The sequence below is a fragment of the Ruegeria sp. K11 genome (assembly GCF_056531905.1).
The window spans coordinates 141,309-156,512 of sequence record NZ_JBQFMP010000002.1; the positions used below are offsets into that span (position 1 = coordinate 141,309).

At 57.4% G+C, this 15,204-nt stretch carries 18 protein-coding genes; 10 read left to right on the forward strand and 8 right to left on the reverse strand.

Annotated features, from left to right (window positions below; genetic code table 11):
* The first annotated feature begins 51 nt into the window (after positions 1–51).
* Genes ACR0K4_RS03485 through ACR0K4_RS03495 form a run of 3 tightly spaced genes read left to right on the forward strand, consistent with a single transcriptional unit; the run spans position 52 to position 843 of the window.
* Positions 52–303 carry a DUF6455 family protein gene (locus ACR0K4_RS03485; protein ID WP_480852825.1) on the forward strand — a complete coding sequence of 84 codons (252 nt, stop codon included), beginning with the start codon at positions 52–54 and terminating at the stop codon, positions 301–303.
* 13 nt (positions 304–316) lie between these two features.
* Positions 317–586: a DUF6455 family protein gene (locus ACR0K4_RS03490; protein WP_480521452.1), complete on the forward strand. Its 270-nt coding sequence runs from the start codon at positions 317–319 to the stop codon at positions 584–586.
* Positions 586–843: a DUF6455 family protein gene (locus tag ACR0K4_RS03495; RefSeq protein WP_480852826.1), complete on the forward strand. Its 258-nt coding sequence runs from the start codon at positions 586–588 to the stop codon at positions 841–843. The genes ACR0K4_RS03490 and ACR0K4_RS03495 overlap by 1 nt, the downstream gene beginning before the upstream one ends.
* Before the next feature lie 5 nt (positions 844–848).
* Here ACR0K4_RS03495 and ACR0K4_RS03500 read toward each other — a convergent pair whose 3' ends face one another.
* Positions 849–1,091: a CDGSH iron-sulfur domain-containing protein gene (locus ACR0K4_RS03500; RefSeq protein WP_480521448.1), complete on the reverse strand. Its 243-nt coding sequence runs from the start codon at positions 1,089–1,091 to the stop codon at positions 849–851.
* Positions 1,092–1,305: 214 nt separating this feature from the next.
* Here ACR0K4_RS03500 and ACR0K4_RS03505 point away from each other — a divergent pair, with 214 nt between their 5' ends.
* The 3 genes from ACR0K4_RS03505 to ACR0K4_RS03515 all read left to right on the forward strand — a co-directional run bounded on the left by ACR0K4_RS03505 (position 1,306) and on the right by ACR0K4_RS03515 (position 2,934).
* Positions 1,306–1,494, forward strand: a complete 189-nt coding sequence (locus tag ACR0K4_RS03505; protein WP_480521446.1) for a hypothetical protein — start codon at positions 1,306–1,308, stop codon at positions 1,492–1,494.
* Positions 1,495–1,629: 135 nt separating this feature from the next.
* Positions 1,630–1,989 (forward strand): diacylglycerol kinase, encoded by a 360-nt coding sequence (locus ACR0K4_RS03510; RefSeq protein WP_480852827.1) that lies wholly within the window; start codon positions 1,630–1,632, stop codon positions 1,987–1,989.
* 114 nt (positions 1,990–2,103) lie between these two features.
* Positions 2,104–2,934 carry a sulfotransferase family 2 domain-containing protein gene (locus ACR0K4_RS03515; RefSeq protein WP_480852828.1) on the forward strand — a complete coding sequence of 277 codons (831 nt, stop codon included), beginning with the start codon at positions 2,104–2,106 and terminating at the stop codon, positions 2,932–2,934.
* A 61-nt stretch (positions 2,935–2,995) separates the two neighbouring features.
* Here ACR0K4_RS03515 and rimO read toward each other — a convergent pair whose 3' ends face one another.
* A complete protein-coding gene (gene rimO, locus ACR0K4_RS03520) occupies positions 2,996–4,390 on the reverse strand; it encodes a 30S ribosomal protein S12 methylthiotransferase RimO (RefSeq protein WP_480852829.1) in 1,395 nt (464 codons plus the stop codon).
* A gap of 98 nt (positions 4,391–4,488) precedes the next feature.
* Here rimO and ACR0K4_RS03525 point away from each other — a divergent pair, with 98 nt between their 5' ends.
* Complete coding sequence (locus tag ACR0K4_RS03525; RefSeq protein ID WP_480852830.1) at positions 4,489–6,453, forward strand: AsmA family protein; 1,965 nt, start codon at positions 4,489–4,491, stop codon at positions 6,451–6,453.
* A 45-nt stretch (positions 6,454–6,498) separates the two neighbouring features.
* Here ACR0K4_RS03525 and ACR0K4_RS03530 read toward each other — a convergent pair whose 3' ends face one another.
* The 4 genes from ACR0K4_RS03530 to ACR0K4_RS03545 are packed head-to-tail and all read right to left on the reverse strand — an operon-like array spanning position 6,499 to position 11,064.
* The gene (locus ACR0K4_RS03530; protein WP_480852831.1) at positions 6,499–7,995 is read right to left on the reverse strand and encodes a phosphomannomutase/phosphoglucomutase; all 1,497 of its coding nucleotides are present in this window, start codon (positions 7,993–7,995) and stop codon (positions 6,499–6,501) included.
* Positions 7,996–8,010: 15 nt separating this feature from the next.
* Complete coding sequence (gene kdsA / locus ACR0K4_RS03535) at positions 8,011–8,844, reverse strand: 3-deoxy-8-phosphooctulonate synthase (RefSeq protein WP_480852832.1); 834 nt, start codon at positions 8,842–8,844, stop codon at positions 8,011–8,013.
* A 5-nt stretch (positions 8,845–8,849) separates the two neighbouring features.
* Positions 8,850–10,427 carry a KpsE/RkpR family capsule polysaccharide export protein gene (locus ACR0K4_RS03540; protein ID WP_480852833.1) on the reverse strand — a complete coding sequence of 526 codons (1,578 nt, stop codon included), beginning with the start codon at positions 10,425–10,427 and terminating at the stop codon, positions 8,850–8,852.
* A complete protein-coding gene (locus ACR0K4_RS03545) occupies positions 10,405–11,064 on the reverse strand; it encodes an ABC transporter ATP-binding protein (protein ID WP_480852834.1) in 660 nt (219 codons plus the stop codon). Before ACR0K4_RS03545 ends, ACR0K4_RS03540 begins: the two co-directional genes overlap by 23 nt.
* 216 nt (positions 11,065–11,280) lie before the next feature.
* Here ACR0K4_RS03545 and ACR0K4_RS03550 point away from each other — a divergent pair, with 216 nt between their 5' ends.
* The gene (locus ACR0K4_RS03550; RefSeq protein ID WP_480852835.1) at positions 11,281–11,868 is read left to right on the forward strand and encodes a uracil-DNA glycosylase family protein; all 588 of its coding nucleotides are present in this window, start codon (positions 11,281–11,283) and stop codon (positions 11,866–11,868) included.
* The gene (locus ACR0K4_RS03555) at positions 11,861–12,649 is read left to right on the forward strand and encodes an SseB family protein (protein WP_480852836.1); all 789 of its coding nucleotides are present in this window, start codon (positions 11,861–11,863) and stop codon (positions 12,647–12,649) included. The genes ACR0K4_RS03550 and ACR0K4_RS03555 overlap by 8 nt, the downstream gene beginning before the upstream one ends.
* Positions 12,650–12,676: 27 nt before the next feature.
* Here the strand turns inward: ACR0K4_RS03555 and yghU are convergent, their stop codons facing one another.
* Complete coding sequence (gene yghU / locus ACR0K4_RS03560; RefSeq protein ID WP_480852837.1) at positions 12,677–13,552, reverse strand: glutathione-dependent disulfide-bond oxidoreductase; 876 nt, start codon at positions 13,550–13,552, stop codon at positions 12,677–12,679.
* Positions 13,553–13,797: 245 nt separating this feature from the next.
* On the opposite strand from yghU, the gene ACR0K4_RS03565 reads away from it, so the two are divergent.
* A complete protein-coding gene (locus tag ACR0K4_RS03565; RefSeq protein WP_480521422.1) occupies positions 13,798–14,316 on the forward strand; it encodes a YHS domain-containing (seleno)protein in 519 nt (172 codons plus the stop codon).
* Positions 14,317–14,376: 60 nt separating this feature from the next.
* Here the strand turns inward: ACR0K4_RS03565 and ACR0K4_RS03570 are convergent, their stop codons facing one another.
* Positions 14,377–15,039, reverse strand: a complete 663-nt coding sequence (locus ACR0K4_RS03570) for a J domain-containing protein (protein WP_480521420.1) — start codon at positions 15,037–15,039, stop codon at positions 14,377–14,379.
* Positions 15,040–15,204: the final 165 nt, after the last annotated feature.

Below are 15,204 nucleotides of genomic sequence, written 5' to 3' on the forward strand. Positions count from 1 at the left end.
TCCTGAAATACGCTAGCGTCCATCCCAAGCGCCAATGGGAGAGGATGCCTGATGACAGATCGTGAAACACTGCGCCGCCATGCGGCTCTTATGGATCGGATGGCCGAGACGCTGGGTGTAGACCTGCAGGAGGCTACAATTACGGGCTCTTTGCGGTTTGACGAAATCTCGGATGCGGTTCTGCGCTGCGTTGACTGTCCGAATCCCGGCCATTGCGAAAACTTTCTGGCACAGAACGAAAGGGTCGAACACACCCCGGAATACTGTCGGAATCAGGACTTGTTGAAACGGCTTGCACCGTAGGAGTAATGGCACCATGCAGCAACTTGGACAGATCATGACACATCTGCGGCTGGTTTTGCGCATGGGCCGGGCGACCGGGGCGGATATCGTCGATGCACATCGTTCCGGTCAGCTGAGCCAAGAGGAATGGGCCGAAATGATCCAGTATTGCCGCGGATGTGAGTGGGCCAGTTCCTGCCCGGACTGGCTGGACGAAAACGACGTTGCCGAGGCCGCGCCAAAGCTCTGTTGCAACCGTGCCCGGTTTGCAAAGCTCAAGACAAAACGCACAAAGGTGAACTGATGCCAAAAGATGTTTTGGGAGAGATTGAAAAGCACTTCTGGTTAACGCGGTCGGTGGCCCGGTGTCTAGGCGTTTCCCTGACCGAAGCCATGGCCGAAGGTAAGCTATCCGCCGAGGATTATGCCCATATGGTCACGCATTGTCGCGCAGCGCATTGCTGCGACAAATGTCAGGCCTGGCTGGCAACGCAGCAGGTCAAGCCGCAAGAGGCTCCGGCATTTTGCGCCAATGCCGAAACCCTCAACGCATTGATGTGATTGTACTACAGTTTCGCGTGTGACCCATCACACAGCGGCGGGGTCGCGCTGTGTTTGCATCCACAAAAGAACACCTTCTTGTCGGTCTCGGCGGTGTATTTCACAGGCTCGAACCCGGTTCCTTTATGAGAACCATCGCAGAACGGTTGGCGTTGGGATTTTCCGCAGGCGCACCAGAAATAGCTTTTACCCTCGGTGACTTCGACCGGATACGGGGTTTTCTGGGCAATAATAGGCGCGTCTGACATCTGGCTTCTCCGTCTGTGGCTGGTCTTAGCTGGCAAATTAGAGTTTTGCCGCTGAAAGGAAAGGACGCGCAACAGGATAGTCCAACTGGCAGCGCTTTGCCTTTGCTCACAGATTTGTGATCAACTTGGTTGCCAGACCGCAATCTTGGTCTTATCCTGAGACTGGCCCCGAAAAACTGGGCAATATCAGAAAAGTAATAAAGGACTGAAGGACATGAAGCTGAAATTCGCTGCTATCTGCGCCACCGCCGTTGTATTGACCGCCTGCTCGCAGCAGGAAGAGCCTACCCCGGTATTCATTCAGCCGGACTATGACAAATTCGGCACGCCAAGCTGCGCGGCGGGCTATGAACTGGCAACGACCGAGGCCGGCCAGACCGTGTGTAATCCGGTCACGCAATAACAATTCTCAAGGTCGGTCCCTTTGCGGGGCTGACCTGCCTTCGATAGGGAAGACCGCCTTTTGGGCGGTTTTTTCTTGCGTTTCGGCAGCAGGTCGGGAACGTGCCTTTCTCAACCGCCCGAGACAGGAGACCACATGCGTAATTTCTTTACCCGACTGAGAGATCGCACCCGCTGGAGCTGGCAAGGCCTGATGGCCACATGGAGGCAGGAATACTCCTTTCGCGTCTGGGCCTGGGCCAATCTGATCTCGGCGATACTGGTGATTCTGTTACCAGTCGAGCCGGTTTTGCGTGTCTTGATTCTGGTCCTGGGAATCCTGGTTCTGGTTGCAGAGCTGTTCAACACGGCCATTGAGCGGGCCGTGGATCATACGTCGACGGAACGTAGTGAGTTGGCCAGACAGGCCAAAGACGCCGCGAGTGCCGCAGTTGCCCTGACCGCCATTGCGGCAGGTGTGGCTTGGGTGGTTGTTTTGATTGAGGCGGCAATATAATGGGCACGCAACACTCGATTTCCAGCGCCGAGCAGTAAGCGTGTTAAACGTACACGATACGCAAAAACGGTTTGGCACTGGTCGGGTTAGATCATTCAGGAAGTGGACAAGATCGTGTTCTCAAAACTTTCCCCGAAAAACACCGGGAGCTGGTCTTTTGGCACCAAGAAAAAAGCGGCTTTGAAGCGTACGGTGTTTTTTCATATTCCTAAGTGTGGGGGTTCCAGCGTTAGGGCGGCACTTAGAAAAGCCTATATCAAGGCGGGGGCACGTCGACATAAGGCAGAGTTCCATTTGGACACAAAGGCCAGCAAGGCCGCCTCTGACATCATGCAGCAATCTATGATGCTGCACCGTGAGCATGTGTTTTTTTATTCATTCATGCAAAACAGGTACCCGCTTTATACGGGCCACTTCCCGTTTTCCGAAGCCGCCGTGCGGGCAAAACAGGACAACGATGTTTTTCTAACGCTTATCCGCCATCCAATCGATCGGTTACTGTCGGCGTACTACTACAATCGGTACAAAGAGAAAAACCGCGAACATTTCGGGATAGATGTAAGCATAGAGGAATGGCTTGAGAGCATGGCGGGCGCAGGAAGCGGGGGAAGTTACGCCAGCTTTTTCACCGGAAGCACTCAGATTGTGCGCGAGAGCAGCGATACCTCTCAGGATATTGCACGAAAGAGGACTGCCAAAGCCATTGAACATTTGCGGAGCTTTGACGTCATAGGGGACACAGCGAACATGTCGGAGTTTGCTCAAAAGGTTTCCGAAAAGACGGGTCTATCGGTCGAAGTCGAGTATCTTCGAAAATCACCAAAAGCGGGATATCCCAAATACGATGACCAACCTCAACACGTAAAAAGCTTGTTGGATCAAGTCTGCGAACAGGATTTGAGAATCTATGAGGCGGCGACCAGAGATCACCCTTCGAGTGCTTAAAGTAAAAAGCCCTTTCAGCGCCCGTTTATAGGGTCAAAGCTGACAGCTGCGGTCTGTTCGGCTACTTCTGATCAATTGTGCCCCACAGATCATAATCGCTCGCCTCATCCACCTCGACCGTGACGATATCGCCGGGTTTCAGGGTTTCGAACCCTTCGTCGATGAACAGGTTGCCGTCTATCTCGGGTGCGTCGGCCTTGGTACGGCAGGTTGCGGCTTCGTCGTCGACACTGTCCACGATGACATCCAGCGCCTGACCGACCTTGGCGGCCAGCTTTGTTTCTGAGATCGTCTGCGCTTTCTCCATGAACCGTTCCCAGCGCTCCTGTTTGACTTCGGCCGGTACATGGTCGGGCAAGTCATTTGACCGCGCACCTTTGACGTCTTCGTATTGAAAGCACCCGATCCGATCCAACTGTGCCTCATCCATCCAGTCGAGCAGGGTCTGGAACTCGGTCTCGGTTTCTCCGGGATAACCAACGATGAAGGTGGATCGTAGCGTGATATCCGGGCAGATTGCCCGCCAGGCGGCAATCTCGTCCAGTGTCCGCGCTGCCGCGGCCGGGCGGGCCATGCGTTTCAGAACATCCGTGTGGGCGTGCTGGAAGGGAATGTCCAGATAGGGCAGAACATTGCAGCCTGCATCGGCCATCAGGGGGATCAGCTCGCGCACATGCGGGTAGGGGTAGACGTAGTGCAGGCGGACCCAGGCATCCATTTGCCCCAACTCGCGCGCCAGGTCGGTGATATGGCTGCGCACTTCGCGATCTTTCCACGGGTTCACATCATATTTGCGGTCCAACCCATAGGCCGAGGTGTCTTGCGAGATCACCAGCAACTCGCGGACGCCGTTGTCGACCAGCTTCTCAGCTTCACGCAGGATGGCATGGGCCGGACGGCTGGCCAGTTTGCCGCGCATGTCGGGGATGATGCAGAACTTGCACTTGTGGTTACAGCCTTCGGAGATTTTCAGATAGCTGTAATGGCGCGGCGTCAGCTTCACACCGGATGCGGGTAGAAGATCGACAAACGGGTTTGGATCGGGTGGCACGGCGGCATGCACCGCGTCCAGAACCTGTTCATATTGATGCGGGCCGGTGACTGCCAGAATGCGCGGATGATGCTCTCGGATATAGTCGGGTTCAGCCCCCAGACACCCGGTTACGATGACCTTGCCGTTTTCAACCAGAGCTTCGCCGATGGCCTCAAGCGACTCGGCCTTGGCGCTGTCCAGAAACCCGCAGGTATTCACGATCACGGCATCGGCCCCTGCATAATCGGGCGAAATCCCGTATCCTTCTGCACGCAAGCGGGTCAAGATCCGCTCACTGTCGACCAGAGCTTTGGGGCAGCCCAAAGACACCATGCCCAGCGTCGGCTGGCCGCGCCGGGGCGTATCGGAAATCCGGGCCGCTGGGGCCAGGTCGGGGCGAAGGTTGGGCGGGTTCGTACTCATGGCGCGGCATATAGAGGGGAAAGCTTTCCCTTGCAAATGCCGTGCGCTCAGGGCTGACTTGCATCAGAGCATTCAAGCCGGAAAGGCGCAGGCATAATATGAAGTGGTTGATACGTATCCTGTTCGTTGTGGTGGCAGTGATTGGTCTGGTGATCGGTGCGCTGCTGTTGATGCCGGGCGACAAGCTTGGCGCGATTCTTGCCGAGCAGGTGAAGGCGCAAACCGGTCGTGAGCTGACCTTGTCCGGCGACGTCAACCTGTCTTTCTGGCCCGTCTTGGGTATGGAAACCGGCCCAGTCACCTTTGGCAACGCGCCCTGGGCCGGACCCGAGCCGATGCTGAGCGCCCAAAGCCTGGCCGTTGGGGTGGATGCCGCTGCCTTGATGCAGGGTGATCTGAAAATCAAACGTATCGTGGCCGAAGACCCGGTGCTGCGCCTGGAGCTGACAGATGGCCGCGGAAACTGGGAGATGACCCCGGCCGCCGGTTCGTCTGCATCCGCACCTGCGGCGGGTGGGACGGCGTCGTCTCAGACGGAAAGCGCCACTGTCACTTTGGATCAGCTTGAGCTGACACGCGCGCGCCTGATCTACGTTGAGGACGGGGCAACCAGTATGGATTTCGCAAATGTCGACCTGTCGGCGCGCTGGCCCGATGTGTCGGCCCCGATGGAGATGCAGGCCCACATGCCGGTGTCCGGTGGCGCGGTGGATGTGGATATGACAATCCCCGACCTTCCCGCTTTTGCCTCGGGCGTGGTCACCCCGCTTGAGGCAACCCTGACGGCTCCAGGTGGGTCGGTCCGGTTTTCTGGCCGCGTCAACCTGATCGGTGAGATGGACGGGCAGATGACGGTGTCCACGCAAGACACACACAAGATGCTGACAGCTTTCGGTCAGGGCGACATATCGGTCCCGGACGGGTTGGGCCGCACCGCCGAGGTGACCGGGGCCATGACTTACACCCGGGATGGCCTGATCTCGCTGCGGGATATGACAGTTCAATTGGACGACAATCGCCTGACGGGTGAGGCGGATGTTCAGATCGCCAGCGTGCCCCGGATCACCGCCCGTGTGAATGCGGGCGATCTTGATCTGTCGCACGCCGCAGGGTCCGGCAGCGGTGGCGACGGCGAGGGTAGTCGCAGTTCTTCGTCAAAGAGCGCTGGATGGTCCAAGGCCCCCATCGACGCTTCGGCGCTGTCACTGGCCAATGGCACGGTCCGGTTGCAAGCCAACTCGATTGCGGTGCCGGGACTGACCCTTGGCCCAAGCGATCTGACGCTGGAACTGGACCGGTCACGCGCGGTTCTGAAAATGCATCCGGCAACTCTGTTCTCGGGCCAGTTGAACGGGCAGGTGGTCGCGAATAACCGCAACGGCCTGTCTGTTGGCGGCAAGCTGGCGATAGATGACATCAATATTCAACAGGCACTGACGAATTTGGCCGGTGTCGAAAGGCTGTCGGGAACCGGGTCCGGAGCATTCGAATTTCTGGGGGTTGGCCAGTCCGAGGATCAAATCATGCGGTCGCTCAGCGGAAAAGGAAAGGTCAACGTTGGAAAGGGCGTGATATCTGGCTTTGATCTTGATCGGTTGATGGGACGCGGGGCTTTGTCCGGGGGAACCACAGTGTTCAACAGCCTGACGGCGAGTTTTACCATCAAGGATGGGAACCTGAGAAACCGGGACTTGTTGATGCAACTGGACAACTTCCGCGCCGACGGCAAGGGGCGCGTGGGATTGGGCGCGCGCGATATTGATTATCTGTTTACGCCTGTCGCCCTGCGCGCAAATTCGGGCGAAGGCATCGCCGTACCGGTTGAGATCAAAGGACCGTGGAGCAATCCGTCGATCAAACCGGATTTGTCAAAGGTCATCGAGGCTGCCGCCGAGGGCAAGCTGAAAGAGATTGAAGATGACGCGAAGGACAAGGTGCTCAGGAAGGTCGGGAAAGAACTTGATACCACTGTGGAAAGCACCGAAGACGCCGAAAAGGCACTTAAGAAAAAGCTGGAGAAAGAGGCCAAGAAAAGCCTGTTGAAGCTTTTGGGCGCGGATTGAGATCGTCAGTGGGGCTGCACTAGACTGCAGCCCCTGCAAGCAAGATCAGATGGTCTGGTCGTAATCACCGACACCGGGTTCAGTGCGGATCACCGCGTCGATATCGGCAAAGATCGCCCGCATTTCCCCCTCGCTTTCGCTGCTTTCGCATACAACCACAAGATTCGGAGTGTTCGAAGACGCCCGGACCAAACCCCAGCTTCCATTGTCCAGGATGACGCGCGCCCCGTTGACGGTGACGACCTCTTTGATCGCGCGACCCGCGAATGTCTCGCCTGCATCGGCCTTGGCGACCAGCTTGTCCACCAGACGGCCGAGAATGTCGTATTTCTCGGTATCAGACGCATAGGGCGACATCGTCGGTGTCGACCAGGTTTTTGGCAGCGCCTTGCGCAGATCGGACATGCTTTGATCCGGGTTGCGATCCATTAGCTTGCAGATCTCAACTGCGACCCGCATACCGCAATCGTAGCCACGCCCGATCGGTTCGGCCAGGAAGTAGTGCCCGGATTTTTCAAATCCTGCCAGCGCACCGATTTCTTTGACCCGGCGCTTCATGTGGCTGTGACCGGTTTTCCAGTAGTCTGCCTTTACCCCATTGGCTTGCAGATCCGGGTCGCTGGCGAACAGGCCAGTGGATTTCACGTCCGCCACAAAGGTCGAGCCGGGATACAGCTTGGCCAGATCACGGGCCATGATGACGCCAACCTTGTCCGCAAAAATCTCTTCGCCTTCGTCATCCACCACGCCGCAGCGGTCACCATCGCCGTCAAACCCAAGCGCCAGATCGGCACCGCTGGATTTGACCGAATTGGCCATGTCGTGCAGCATTTCCATTGCTTCGGGGTTCGGGTTGTAATGCGGAAAAGTGTAATCCAGTTCAGTATGGCTGGGTACAACTTCGACGCCCATGCGCTCGAAAATCTCGGGCGCGAAGGCGGATGCTGTGCCGTTTCCGGTGGCACAGACGACCTTGAGCGGGCGCGACATTCTGAAATCGCCGACCAGATCGTCGATATAGGCCTCTTTTACGCCATCGACGAACTCATACGATCCACCCGTGCGGGCGACGCCTTCGCCGTTCAGCACAATATCGCGCAGTTCGGACATCTCGTCAGGACCATGAGTCAGAGGGCGGTCAAAGCCCATTTTGACGCCGGTCCAGCCGTTGGGGTTATGGCTCGCGGTCACCATTGCCACAGCTGGCACATCCAGATGGAACTGCGCGAAATAGGCCATCGGGCTGAGCGCGGGGCCAATATCCTTGACCTGAATACCCGCCTGCATCAGGCCGACAATCAGTGCGTTTTTGATCGACAGCGAATAGTCGCGATAATCGTTGCCCACGGCGATCACAGGGGCGATCCCGCGTTTGCGCATCTGGGTGCCCAGCCCCAGACCAAGGGCGGTCATGCCGGGCAGGTTGATTTCATCAGGATATTTCCAACGCGCGTCATATTCACGAAACCCGGTGGGCTTGATCATAGGGTCGCGCAGAAAGCTCCAGGTGTTCGGGGTCACCTCGGGAAGGGGTTTCATCATTACAAATCTCAATCGTTAAATTTGAATCGGATTCTCTTTGGCCAGCGCATCAAAGCGCATCAATGTGTCAATAAGATGGGGCATATCACCGATTGGGATCATATTCGGCCCATCAGACGGCGCATTGTCCGGGTCCTGATGTGTTTCAATAAACAGTGCCCCAACGCCCAGCGACACCGCAGCGCGGGCCATCACCGGAGCAAATTCACGTTGACCGCCGGACGAGCCACCCTGACCTCCGGGTTGCTGCACGGAATGCGTGGCGTCCATCACCACCGGATAGCCGGTTTTGGCCATTTGCGGCAGCGACCGCATATCGGCCACCAGCGTGTTGTAGCCAAACGAGGTGCCGCGCTCGGTCAGCAGGATGTTGTGGTTTCCCGTGCTTTCGATCTTGGTGACGATGTTGGGCATCTCCCACGGGGCCAGAAACTGCCCTTTCTTGACGTTGACAACAGCGCCCGAATTGCCTGCAGCCAGCAGCATATCCGTCTGGCGGCACAGAAACGCCGGAATTTGGAGAACGTCAGCTGCCTCGGCGGCGATGGCGCATTGGGCCTCGGTATGGACATCGGTCAGCACCGGAATGCCCATTGTTTTGCGAATGTCGTCCAGGACCTTCAGCCCGGCATCGAGTCCCATGCCCCGCTTGCCCGACAACGAAGTCCGGTTCGCCTTGTCATATGACGCTTTGAAAACGTATTGCGCGCCTGCGGCATCGCAGGCCTCTTTCATTTTGCCTGCGATCATCTGCGCATGATCGGCGGTTTCCAGTTGGCAGGGACCGGCAATGATGGTCAGCGGAAGGTCGTTGCCGACGGTCAAGTCGGCGATTTTTACATGTTTCATATGTCTTACGAAGATACCTGTTCACGAAGGACCGACGCGGTAAGCGAGATCAACAGGTAGATACCAGCAAACAACAGGAATGCCAAAATCGTATTTTCGAACTTGCGCGGATAACTGGCATCTTCGCTGGGCACAGGATTCACTGATACTGTCAGATAGCGCACTTTGCGGTTGGCCTCGGTCCGGGTGGTTTCCATTTGCTGCATTGCGGTTTGCAGCATCATGTCCCGGGCCGCCAGATCAGCCTGGGCCATCTGGATTCGCACGCTCAGACGGGCCAGCGAGTTTTCGCCAGCCGAGGCATCCAACATCTCAGAGTTCAGTTCGGCGAGGACAACTTCCAGCCGTTGGATATCCGCGCGGACACCTTCGACTTTGGCCTCGTTCGGGCGCAGGTTGTCGAGAAGCGCTGCGAGTTGCAGTTCTTTGTCTTGCAACTCCACTTCGTATTGATCGATTCGCGCCCGCAGGCTGGCAATGACGCTTTGCGGGTCCAGAACGGCGCCCTGCATCTGTAGCTCAATCAACGCCTCCTGGGCTTTGCGCCGTTCCTCCTGCGCCGCCTCAAAGCTTTGCAGAGCGTCCCGCATCTGATCTTCACGTTTCAATTCGGTCAGACCATTGATGGTTTCTTCGGCGTACGAGATCAGCCTGTTGGAAAAATCGACCGCAATCTCGGGGCTGGGCGCCGCAACCTCCATACGGATGATTCCGTCGCTTGGATCGTATCCGATGGTAACCATGCGTTTGTACAGCTTGTGGGTCTCTTCCAGGCTGGCATCGGTGGATAGCCGCTGAATCGGGTCGATCCAATCCTGCTTGAAAATCTCGGCAAAGCCAGTGTCCCGCTCCAGTCGCTCCAGCGCGTCCTTGGATTCCAGAAACTCCTGCGTGGCGACCGAATCCTGCGCCGTGGCAAATTGCGTGCCTGCCAGCAGGCCGCCGAACGAGGCCCCGCCACCATCCGCCTGTAGAATCGAGAAGGCGGAGTCGCTGGCATACATCGGCGTTGCCACGCGGTAGAAATAGTAACCAACAACAAGCGTCGGCAGGATTACAAAGACCGCAAGCCGGGCAAACAAGGCCAGAACCTTGCGGCGGCGACGTTTGGCAATGTCTTTCTGGATCTGACCGATCTCATACTCGCGCCGCTGTGCCGGGCTAAGCTCGGGGCCGGGCAGGTTTTTCGAGACATCCGCAGCGGGCAGTGGCAATTGGGTCCTGACGCTGTCCCTGGCCTGGGCGGCTTCGCCCTGTTCGGGCGTGTCATTCGCCGCCAGTTCCAGAAGGTTCGAGCGCTGAAACGGATCGATTCCCTTTTTTCGCAGCAGTCGGACGGCATCATAGTCCGAGGTCGCCGCCAACCCGTTTTTCTGGGCCAGTCTTCGGGCCACACGCAATTGACGACCGGTCAGCCCTTCGCGCTTGATCGCATCCAGTTCTTCGCCCGGTTTGTTGCCGCCATCCACGCCCTGAGTTTCGCGCCGAATGCGCGCAACCGCCTCGGAGCGGGCCTTGGCGGTGCCTTCGCTTGGCGGCTCATCACCGAGATTGTATTTTCTAGCCTTGGGTTTGGTAGTCATATAGCTGTTTTGCCTCTTCCAAGGTTTCAAACATGTAAAGATGCCCGTCCAGCAGAACCGCCGCCTGCCGCGCGAATTTTTCCAGCACTTTCGGGTTGTGGGATACGATGACCAGCGTTGTGGTGCGCAATCTTTCCTGCAGGATTGCACCGGCTTTTTTATTGAATTCGACATCGGTTGACGAGGGCATACCTTCATCAATCAGATACATGTCGAAATCCAGCGCCAGCATCAGGGCAAAGGTAAATCGTCCGCGCATACCTGACGAATAGGTGCCGAGCGGCTGATTGAAATACTCGCCCAGATTGCACAGCCACTTGCAATAGGCTTCGACATAATCCGGGTCCATACCATAGATCTTGGCGATGTAACGCGCGTTTTCCAGCGCGGATAGACGCTTGGCCACACCACCGGTAAAGCCCATGGGAAAGGACACGCGGCAATCGCGGCGGATCACCCCTTCGTCCGGTTTTTCCAGCCCGGCCATCATGTTGATCAGCGTGGTCTTGCCTGTGCCATTGGGGGCCAGAACTCCCAGCGAGGTGCCCAGTTCGACGCGAAACGACACCTGATCCAGAATCACTTTGCGGCGACTTCCGGTCCAGAAAGACTTGCTGACGTTTTCGAATTCCAGCATGCGCGGCCTGTATTTATCTCGTTTCGCGGCGGCTTGAATTTGTTGGTGCTACCGGTCTTTGTTGGCCACATTATGTCGAAATATGAAACAAATGATCAATGCACATTGGGTGAGGCCACGCGGATGTGTTGCCCGTCGGGAGGCAGAAGCGGTTCTTGATCGGAACTCAATGGTCCTTATCTTGATCCCAAACCATTGAGAAAGGCCAAGGATCCGATGTCATCCCTGATCGAGGAAATCAAATCCTGTCGTCTTTGCTCCGAGAAATTCGCCACAACCTTCACCGCACATGAACCGCGTCCGGTGGTCTGGTTTCAGCCCGGAGCCCGGGTGCTGGTTGCCGGTCAGGCTCCGGGGGCCAGAGTGCACGAGTCCGGGCGACCCTTTACTGATCCCTCCGGGGACCGTTTGCGGGACTGGTTAGGGTTGGATGAGGCGCAGTTTTATGATCGGTCCCGGGTCTCGATCGTACCGATGGCCTTCTGCTTTCCGGGCTATAACGAACGAAAGGCGGATTTGCCGCCGCCACCGATCTGCGGTCGGACATGGCATGACAAGGTGATGGACATGATCGGAGATGTTCCGCTGACCGTGTTGGTCGGCGGGCATGCGCACAAGTACCATCTGGGCGCAAAAACGTCGGTGACCGAGACTGTCAGCCGCTGGCGGGACCATGCGCCGCGGGTCTTTGCCTTGCCTCATCCGTCATGGCGCAATACGGCTTGGCTGAAGAAAAATCCGTGGTTCGAGGCCGATCTTTTGCCGGTTCTGCGCGCGCGGGTGCAAGAGGTGATGAATGACTGAAGCGACGGCGCTGGACACAGCTCATGCCGCGATGGAGGCCGCGCCTCAGGACGATGCCGCGCGCTTGCGGTTCTTCGAAAGGTTGGCAGACAGCGAACTGTTCCTGATGCTGACCGAAGAAGCACAGGGCGAGAACATTTCGCCTGAGCTGTTCGAGGTGGCGGACGGACGTTTCGTCCTGGCCTTTGATCTGGAGGAACGGTTGGCGCGGTTCGCTGGTCGCCCCGTTCCATATGTGGCGCTGTCTGGCCGGGTACTGTCATCTATGTTGGCCGGGCAGGGGATCGGCTTGGGACTGAACCTGGACGCTGCACCATCCTCGATGCTGATCCCGGCCGAGGCTTTGGGTTGGTTGGCCAGCACGTTGCAAAACGGACCGGAAGAGGTGCAGCAGAAGCTTTCGGAGTTTCACGCACCCTCAGACCTGCCTGAGACGCTGCTTAAGGCACTGGACACCAAACTTGCGACAGCGGTCGGGTTGGCGACGGCTGCTTTTCTGGTTGGGACGAAATCCGCAGCAGGCGGGCAGGGTCATCTGCTTGGCTTTGTCGGAGCGGTCGAGGCCGCGAAACCCGCGCTGGCCCGGGCGGTGTCAGAAGCCCTGACGTTTTCGGGGATCGAGGCAGCGGCCCTGGATGTCGGGTTTTTCGATGCTGATGATCCGGCATCCGCACTTTTGGCCAAGGTCGGATTACGGTTCGATCTGCCGCAACCCGCCCCAACCGCGATACAGCCCGTGACGCCGGGTATGGACCCGGCAAAGCCGCCGGTCCTGAGGTAGCCCCCGGACCGACGAAAGGCCATCTATTCAGTCGGCTGGTTCCAGCTTGTCCTGCGTGCGGTGTTCAAAATCGCTGGCGTCGTGGCGCTCGTGCAGTTGTGTATGGGGTTCGCCAAAGGCGCGGTTGACCATTCGGCCACGGCCGACGGCAGGGCGGGCGTCGATCGCTTTGGCCCACCGCATGACGTTCTTGTAGGTTTCCACGTCCAGGAACTCGGCGGCGTCGTACAAGCGCCCCAGAACCAACTGACCATACCAGGGCCAGATCGCAATATCGGCGATGGTATAATCTTCGCCCGCGATATAGGTCTTTTCGGCCAGTTCGCGGTCCAGCACGTCCAACTGTCGCTTGGTTTCCATGGTAAAGCGGTTGATCGGGTATTCCCATTTTTCCGGTGCATAGGCGTAGAAATGCCCAAACCCGCCGCCCAGATAGGGTGCGCTGCCCATTTGCCAGAAGACCCAGTTCATCACCTCGGTCCGCTCGGGGCCGCTTTCGGGTAAGAATGCCCCAAACTTCTCTGCCAGGTGGAACAGGATCGAAGCGCTTTCAAACACCCTTGTGGGTGTATCGCCCGAATGATCCCACAAGGCCGGGATTTTGGAATTCGGATTGCCCTCGACAAAGCCCGAACTGAACTGGTCACCTTCGCCGATATTGATCAGCCAAGCGTCATATTCCGCATCTTCATGGCCCAAAGCAAGAAGCTCCTCGAGCATCACGGTGACTTTGACGCCATTGGGTGTGGCCAGGGAATAAAGTTGCAGTGGATGCTTGCCTTTAGGCAGGTCTTTGTCATGAGTTGCCCCTGCAATCGGACGGTTGATATTGGCAAAACGTCCGCCGCTTTCGCTGTCCCAGGTCCAGACCTTCGGTGGGGTATAGGTGGTGTCGTCGCTCATCTCGTGCCTTTCTTTCAATTCCCATGGCGCTGGGCCGCTGAGATCACAGCTAATATTGCAAAACGTAAAGTCCAACCCCGAATGACAGGGCGAGACTGTAACATTCCGCCGGATTTGCCTCACGTTTGCTGGTTGTATGTCACAGCGCCGCGAGGGGGCCTACGCGCGGGGGTAAAATCACTTATTCTCTGGTCAGCCCCTTCGCAGGGTGCATCGAAACCAGCATGGATATGAGGATCGATTACATGAAACGCTTTGCACTGACCTTCGCCGCAGCACTGGCGCTGGCCGTTCCCGCCTTTGCAGGTGACCAGTATGTCGATGGCACCGGATTCGCCGTCTCGGGCTACGATGTTGTTGCATATCGCAGTCTGGATCAGGCACCTGTGGGCAAGGCTCAACCGGCCGCTGTGCGGGGTCGCTCCGACATCACGGCCGAGTACAACGGATCGACCTGGGCATTCTCGACCGAAGAAAATCGCGACAAGTTCCTTGAGAACCCGGCCTATTACGCACCGCAATATGACGGGCACTGTGCCTACGGTGTCTCGCGCGGCGGCAAGGTCCCGGCAAACCCGAACCTGTGGCGGATCGTGGACGACAAGCTGTATCTGAACATCACCGATGTGGTTGTCGGCTTCTTCGAAGAAGATATCCCGGGCAACATCAATCTGGCTGAAGGCAACTGGCCGGGTATCGAGCCCGCAAAGGCATCGACTGCGGTCATTCCAAAGTTCACCTCGAAAGGCCCGATCAGCAACTAATCCGCTGGCGAAAAACAAAACCCGGCCAATCTGGCCGGGTTTTTTGCGTTTGAATTTTGCTCAGCTGGCCAGCCAGAATTCGTCCCGGACAAACTGATCGGCGTCAAAGCGGATTTTCACGCTTTTGGCGCCAGGAAACCGGCGCGCGCGGATGGCATCGGGTACGACAATCTCGCCCGAGCCTGCGCTTTTGGACTGGAACGAAAGTATCTCTGCTTCGGACCGCCGGTCGCTGGCCAAAACCGTCGTGGGCAAAGCCACCCGATTCGGGCCTTCACATACCGGCGTTGGCACGAAATAGGTCAGGTTGCGTCCGAAGCAGCCAATGGCTTCGGGGATATGATCCGAATCTCGGCTGCAATTGCCCTTCTTGGGTGTAGTTGTCTTGCCCGTGTCATCCGACAGCGCCAGGTCCGGGTCCAGCAGCGTGCGGCAAGCTTCGATATCATCCGCGGCAATGTCGATGACACGCTTTTTCAGACGCGGGCGGCGTGGCGAAGGCGCAGTTTCAGGAGCTTTGTGGGTAAGCCCCTCTTTCCGCAAAAAGTCATAGGCGGTTTTTGCTTCGGAAAACTCCGAGCAATCCCCGCTTTTGTGATCGGGATGGCCGTGAAATGCGATTTTGCGCCAGGCATCACGAATGTCGTTCGCAGTGGCGCTGTGATCGAGGCCGAGAACCTGCAACGCATCGGTCCGGGCCCTAACTCTGTCTATTTGTTCCATAACGCGGAAAACTCTTAAAAATTACACTAACGCCAGTTTGATCTTCGCCATGGTTTTGTCAAATTTCACCGGGAATTGGGCGCGCTCGCGTGTACAGTGTCGAAGCGCGGGCAAAAATTGTTGCGGAATGGGGAAATGTTGCGCAGGGCCGCCCCTGTCGGGTTC

Excerpts from the sequence above, each read along its gene's own strand:
- ACR0K4_RS03485 (WP_480852825.1), top strand. The coding sequence starts at position 52 with ATGACAGATCGTGAAACACTGCGCCGCCATGCGGCTCTTATGGATCGG.
- ACR0K4_RS03490 (WP_480521452.1), top strand. The coding sequence starts at position 317 with ATGCAGCAACTTGGACAGATCATGACACATCTGCGGCTGGTTTTGCGC.
- ACR0K4_RS03495 (WP_480852826.1), top strand. The coding sequence starts at position 586 with ATGCCAAAAGATGTTTTGGGAGAGATTGAAAAGCACTTCTGGTTAACG.
- ACR0K4_RS03500 (WP_480521448.1), bottom strand. The coding sequence starts at position 1,091 with ATGTCAGACGCGCCTATTATTGCCCAGAAAACCCCGTATCCGGTCGAA.
- ACR0K4_RS03505 (WP_480521446.1), top strand. The coding sequence starts at position 1,306 with ATGAAGCTGAAATTCGCTGCTATCTGCGCCACCGCCGTTGTATTGACC.
- ACR0K4_RS03510 (WP_480852827.1), top strand. The coding sequence starts at position 1,630 with ATGCGTAATTTCTTTACCCGACTGAGAGATCGCACCCGCTGGAGCTGG.
- rimO (WP_480852829.1), bottom strand. The coding sequence starts at position 4,390 with ATGAGTACGAACCCGCCCAACCTTCGCCCCGACCTGGCCCCAGCGGCC.
- ACR0K4_RS03525 (WP_480852830.1), top strand. The coding sequence starts at position 4,489 with ATGAAGTGGTTGATACGTATCCTGTTCGTTGTGGTGGCAGTGATTGGT.
- ACR0K4_RS03530 (WP_480852831.1), bottom strand. The coding sequence starts at position 7,995 with ATGATGAAACCCCTTCCCGAGGTGACCCCGAACACCTGGAGCTTTCTG.
- kdsA (WP_480852832.1), bottom strand. The coding sequence starts at position 8,844 with ATGAAACATGTAAAAATCGCCGACTTGACCGTCGGCAACGACCTTCCG.
- ACR0K4_RS03540 (WP_480852833.1), bottom strand. The coding sequence starts at position 10,427 with ATGACTACCAAACCCAAGGCTAGAAAATACAATCTCGGTGATGAGCCG.
- ACR0K4_RS03545 (WP_480852834.1), bottom strand. The coding sequence starts at position 11,064 with ATGCTGGAATTCGAAAACGTCAGCAAGTCTTTCTGGACCGGAAGTCGC.
- ACR0K4_RS03550 (WP_480852835.1), top strand. The coding sequence starts at position 11,281 with ATGTCATCCCTGATCGAGGAAATCAAATCCTGTCGTCTTTGCTCCGAG.
- ACR0K4_RS03555 (WP_480852836.1), top strand. The coding sequence starts at position 11,861 with ATGACTGAAGCGACGGCGCTGGACACAGCTCATGCCGCGATGGAGGCC.
- yghU (WP_480852837.1), bottom strand. The coding sequence starts at position 13,552 with ATGAGCGACGACACCACCTATACCCCACCGAAGGTCTGGACCTGGGAC.
- ACR0K4_RS03565 (WP_480521422.1), top strand. The coding sequence starts at position 13,798 with ATGAAACGCTTTGCACTGACCTTCGCCGCAGCACTGGCGCTGGCCGTT.
- ACR0K4_RS03570 (WP_480521420.1), bottom strand. The coding sequence starts at position 15,039 with ATGGAACAAATAGACAGAGTTAGGGCCCGGACCGATGCGTTGCAGGTT.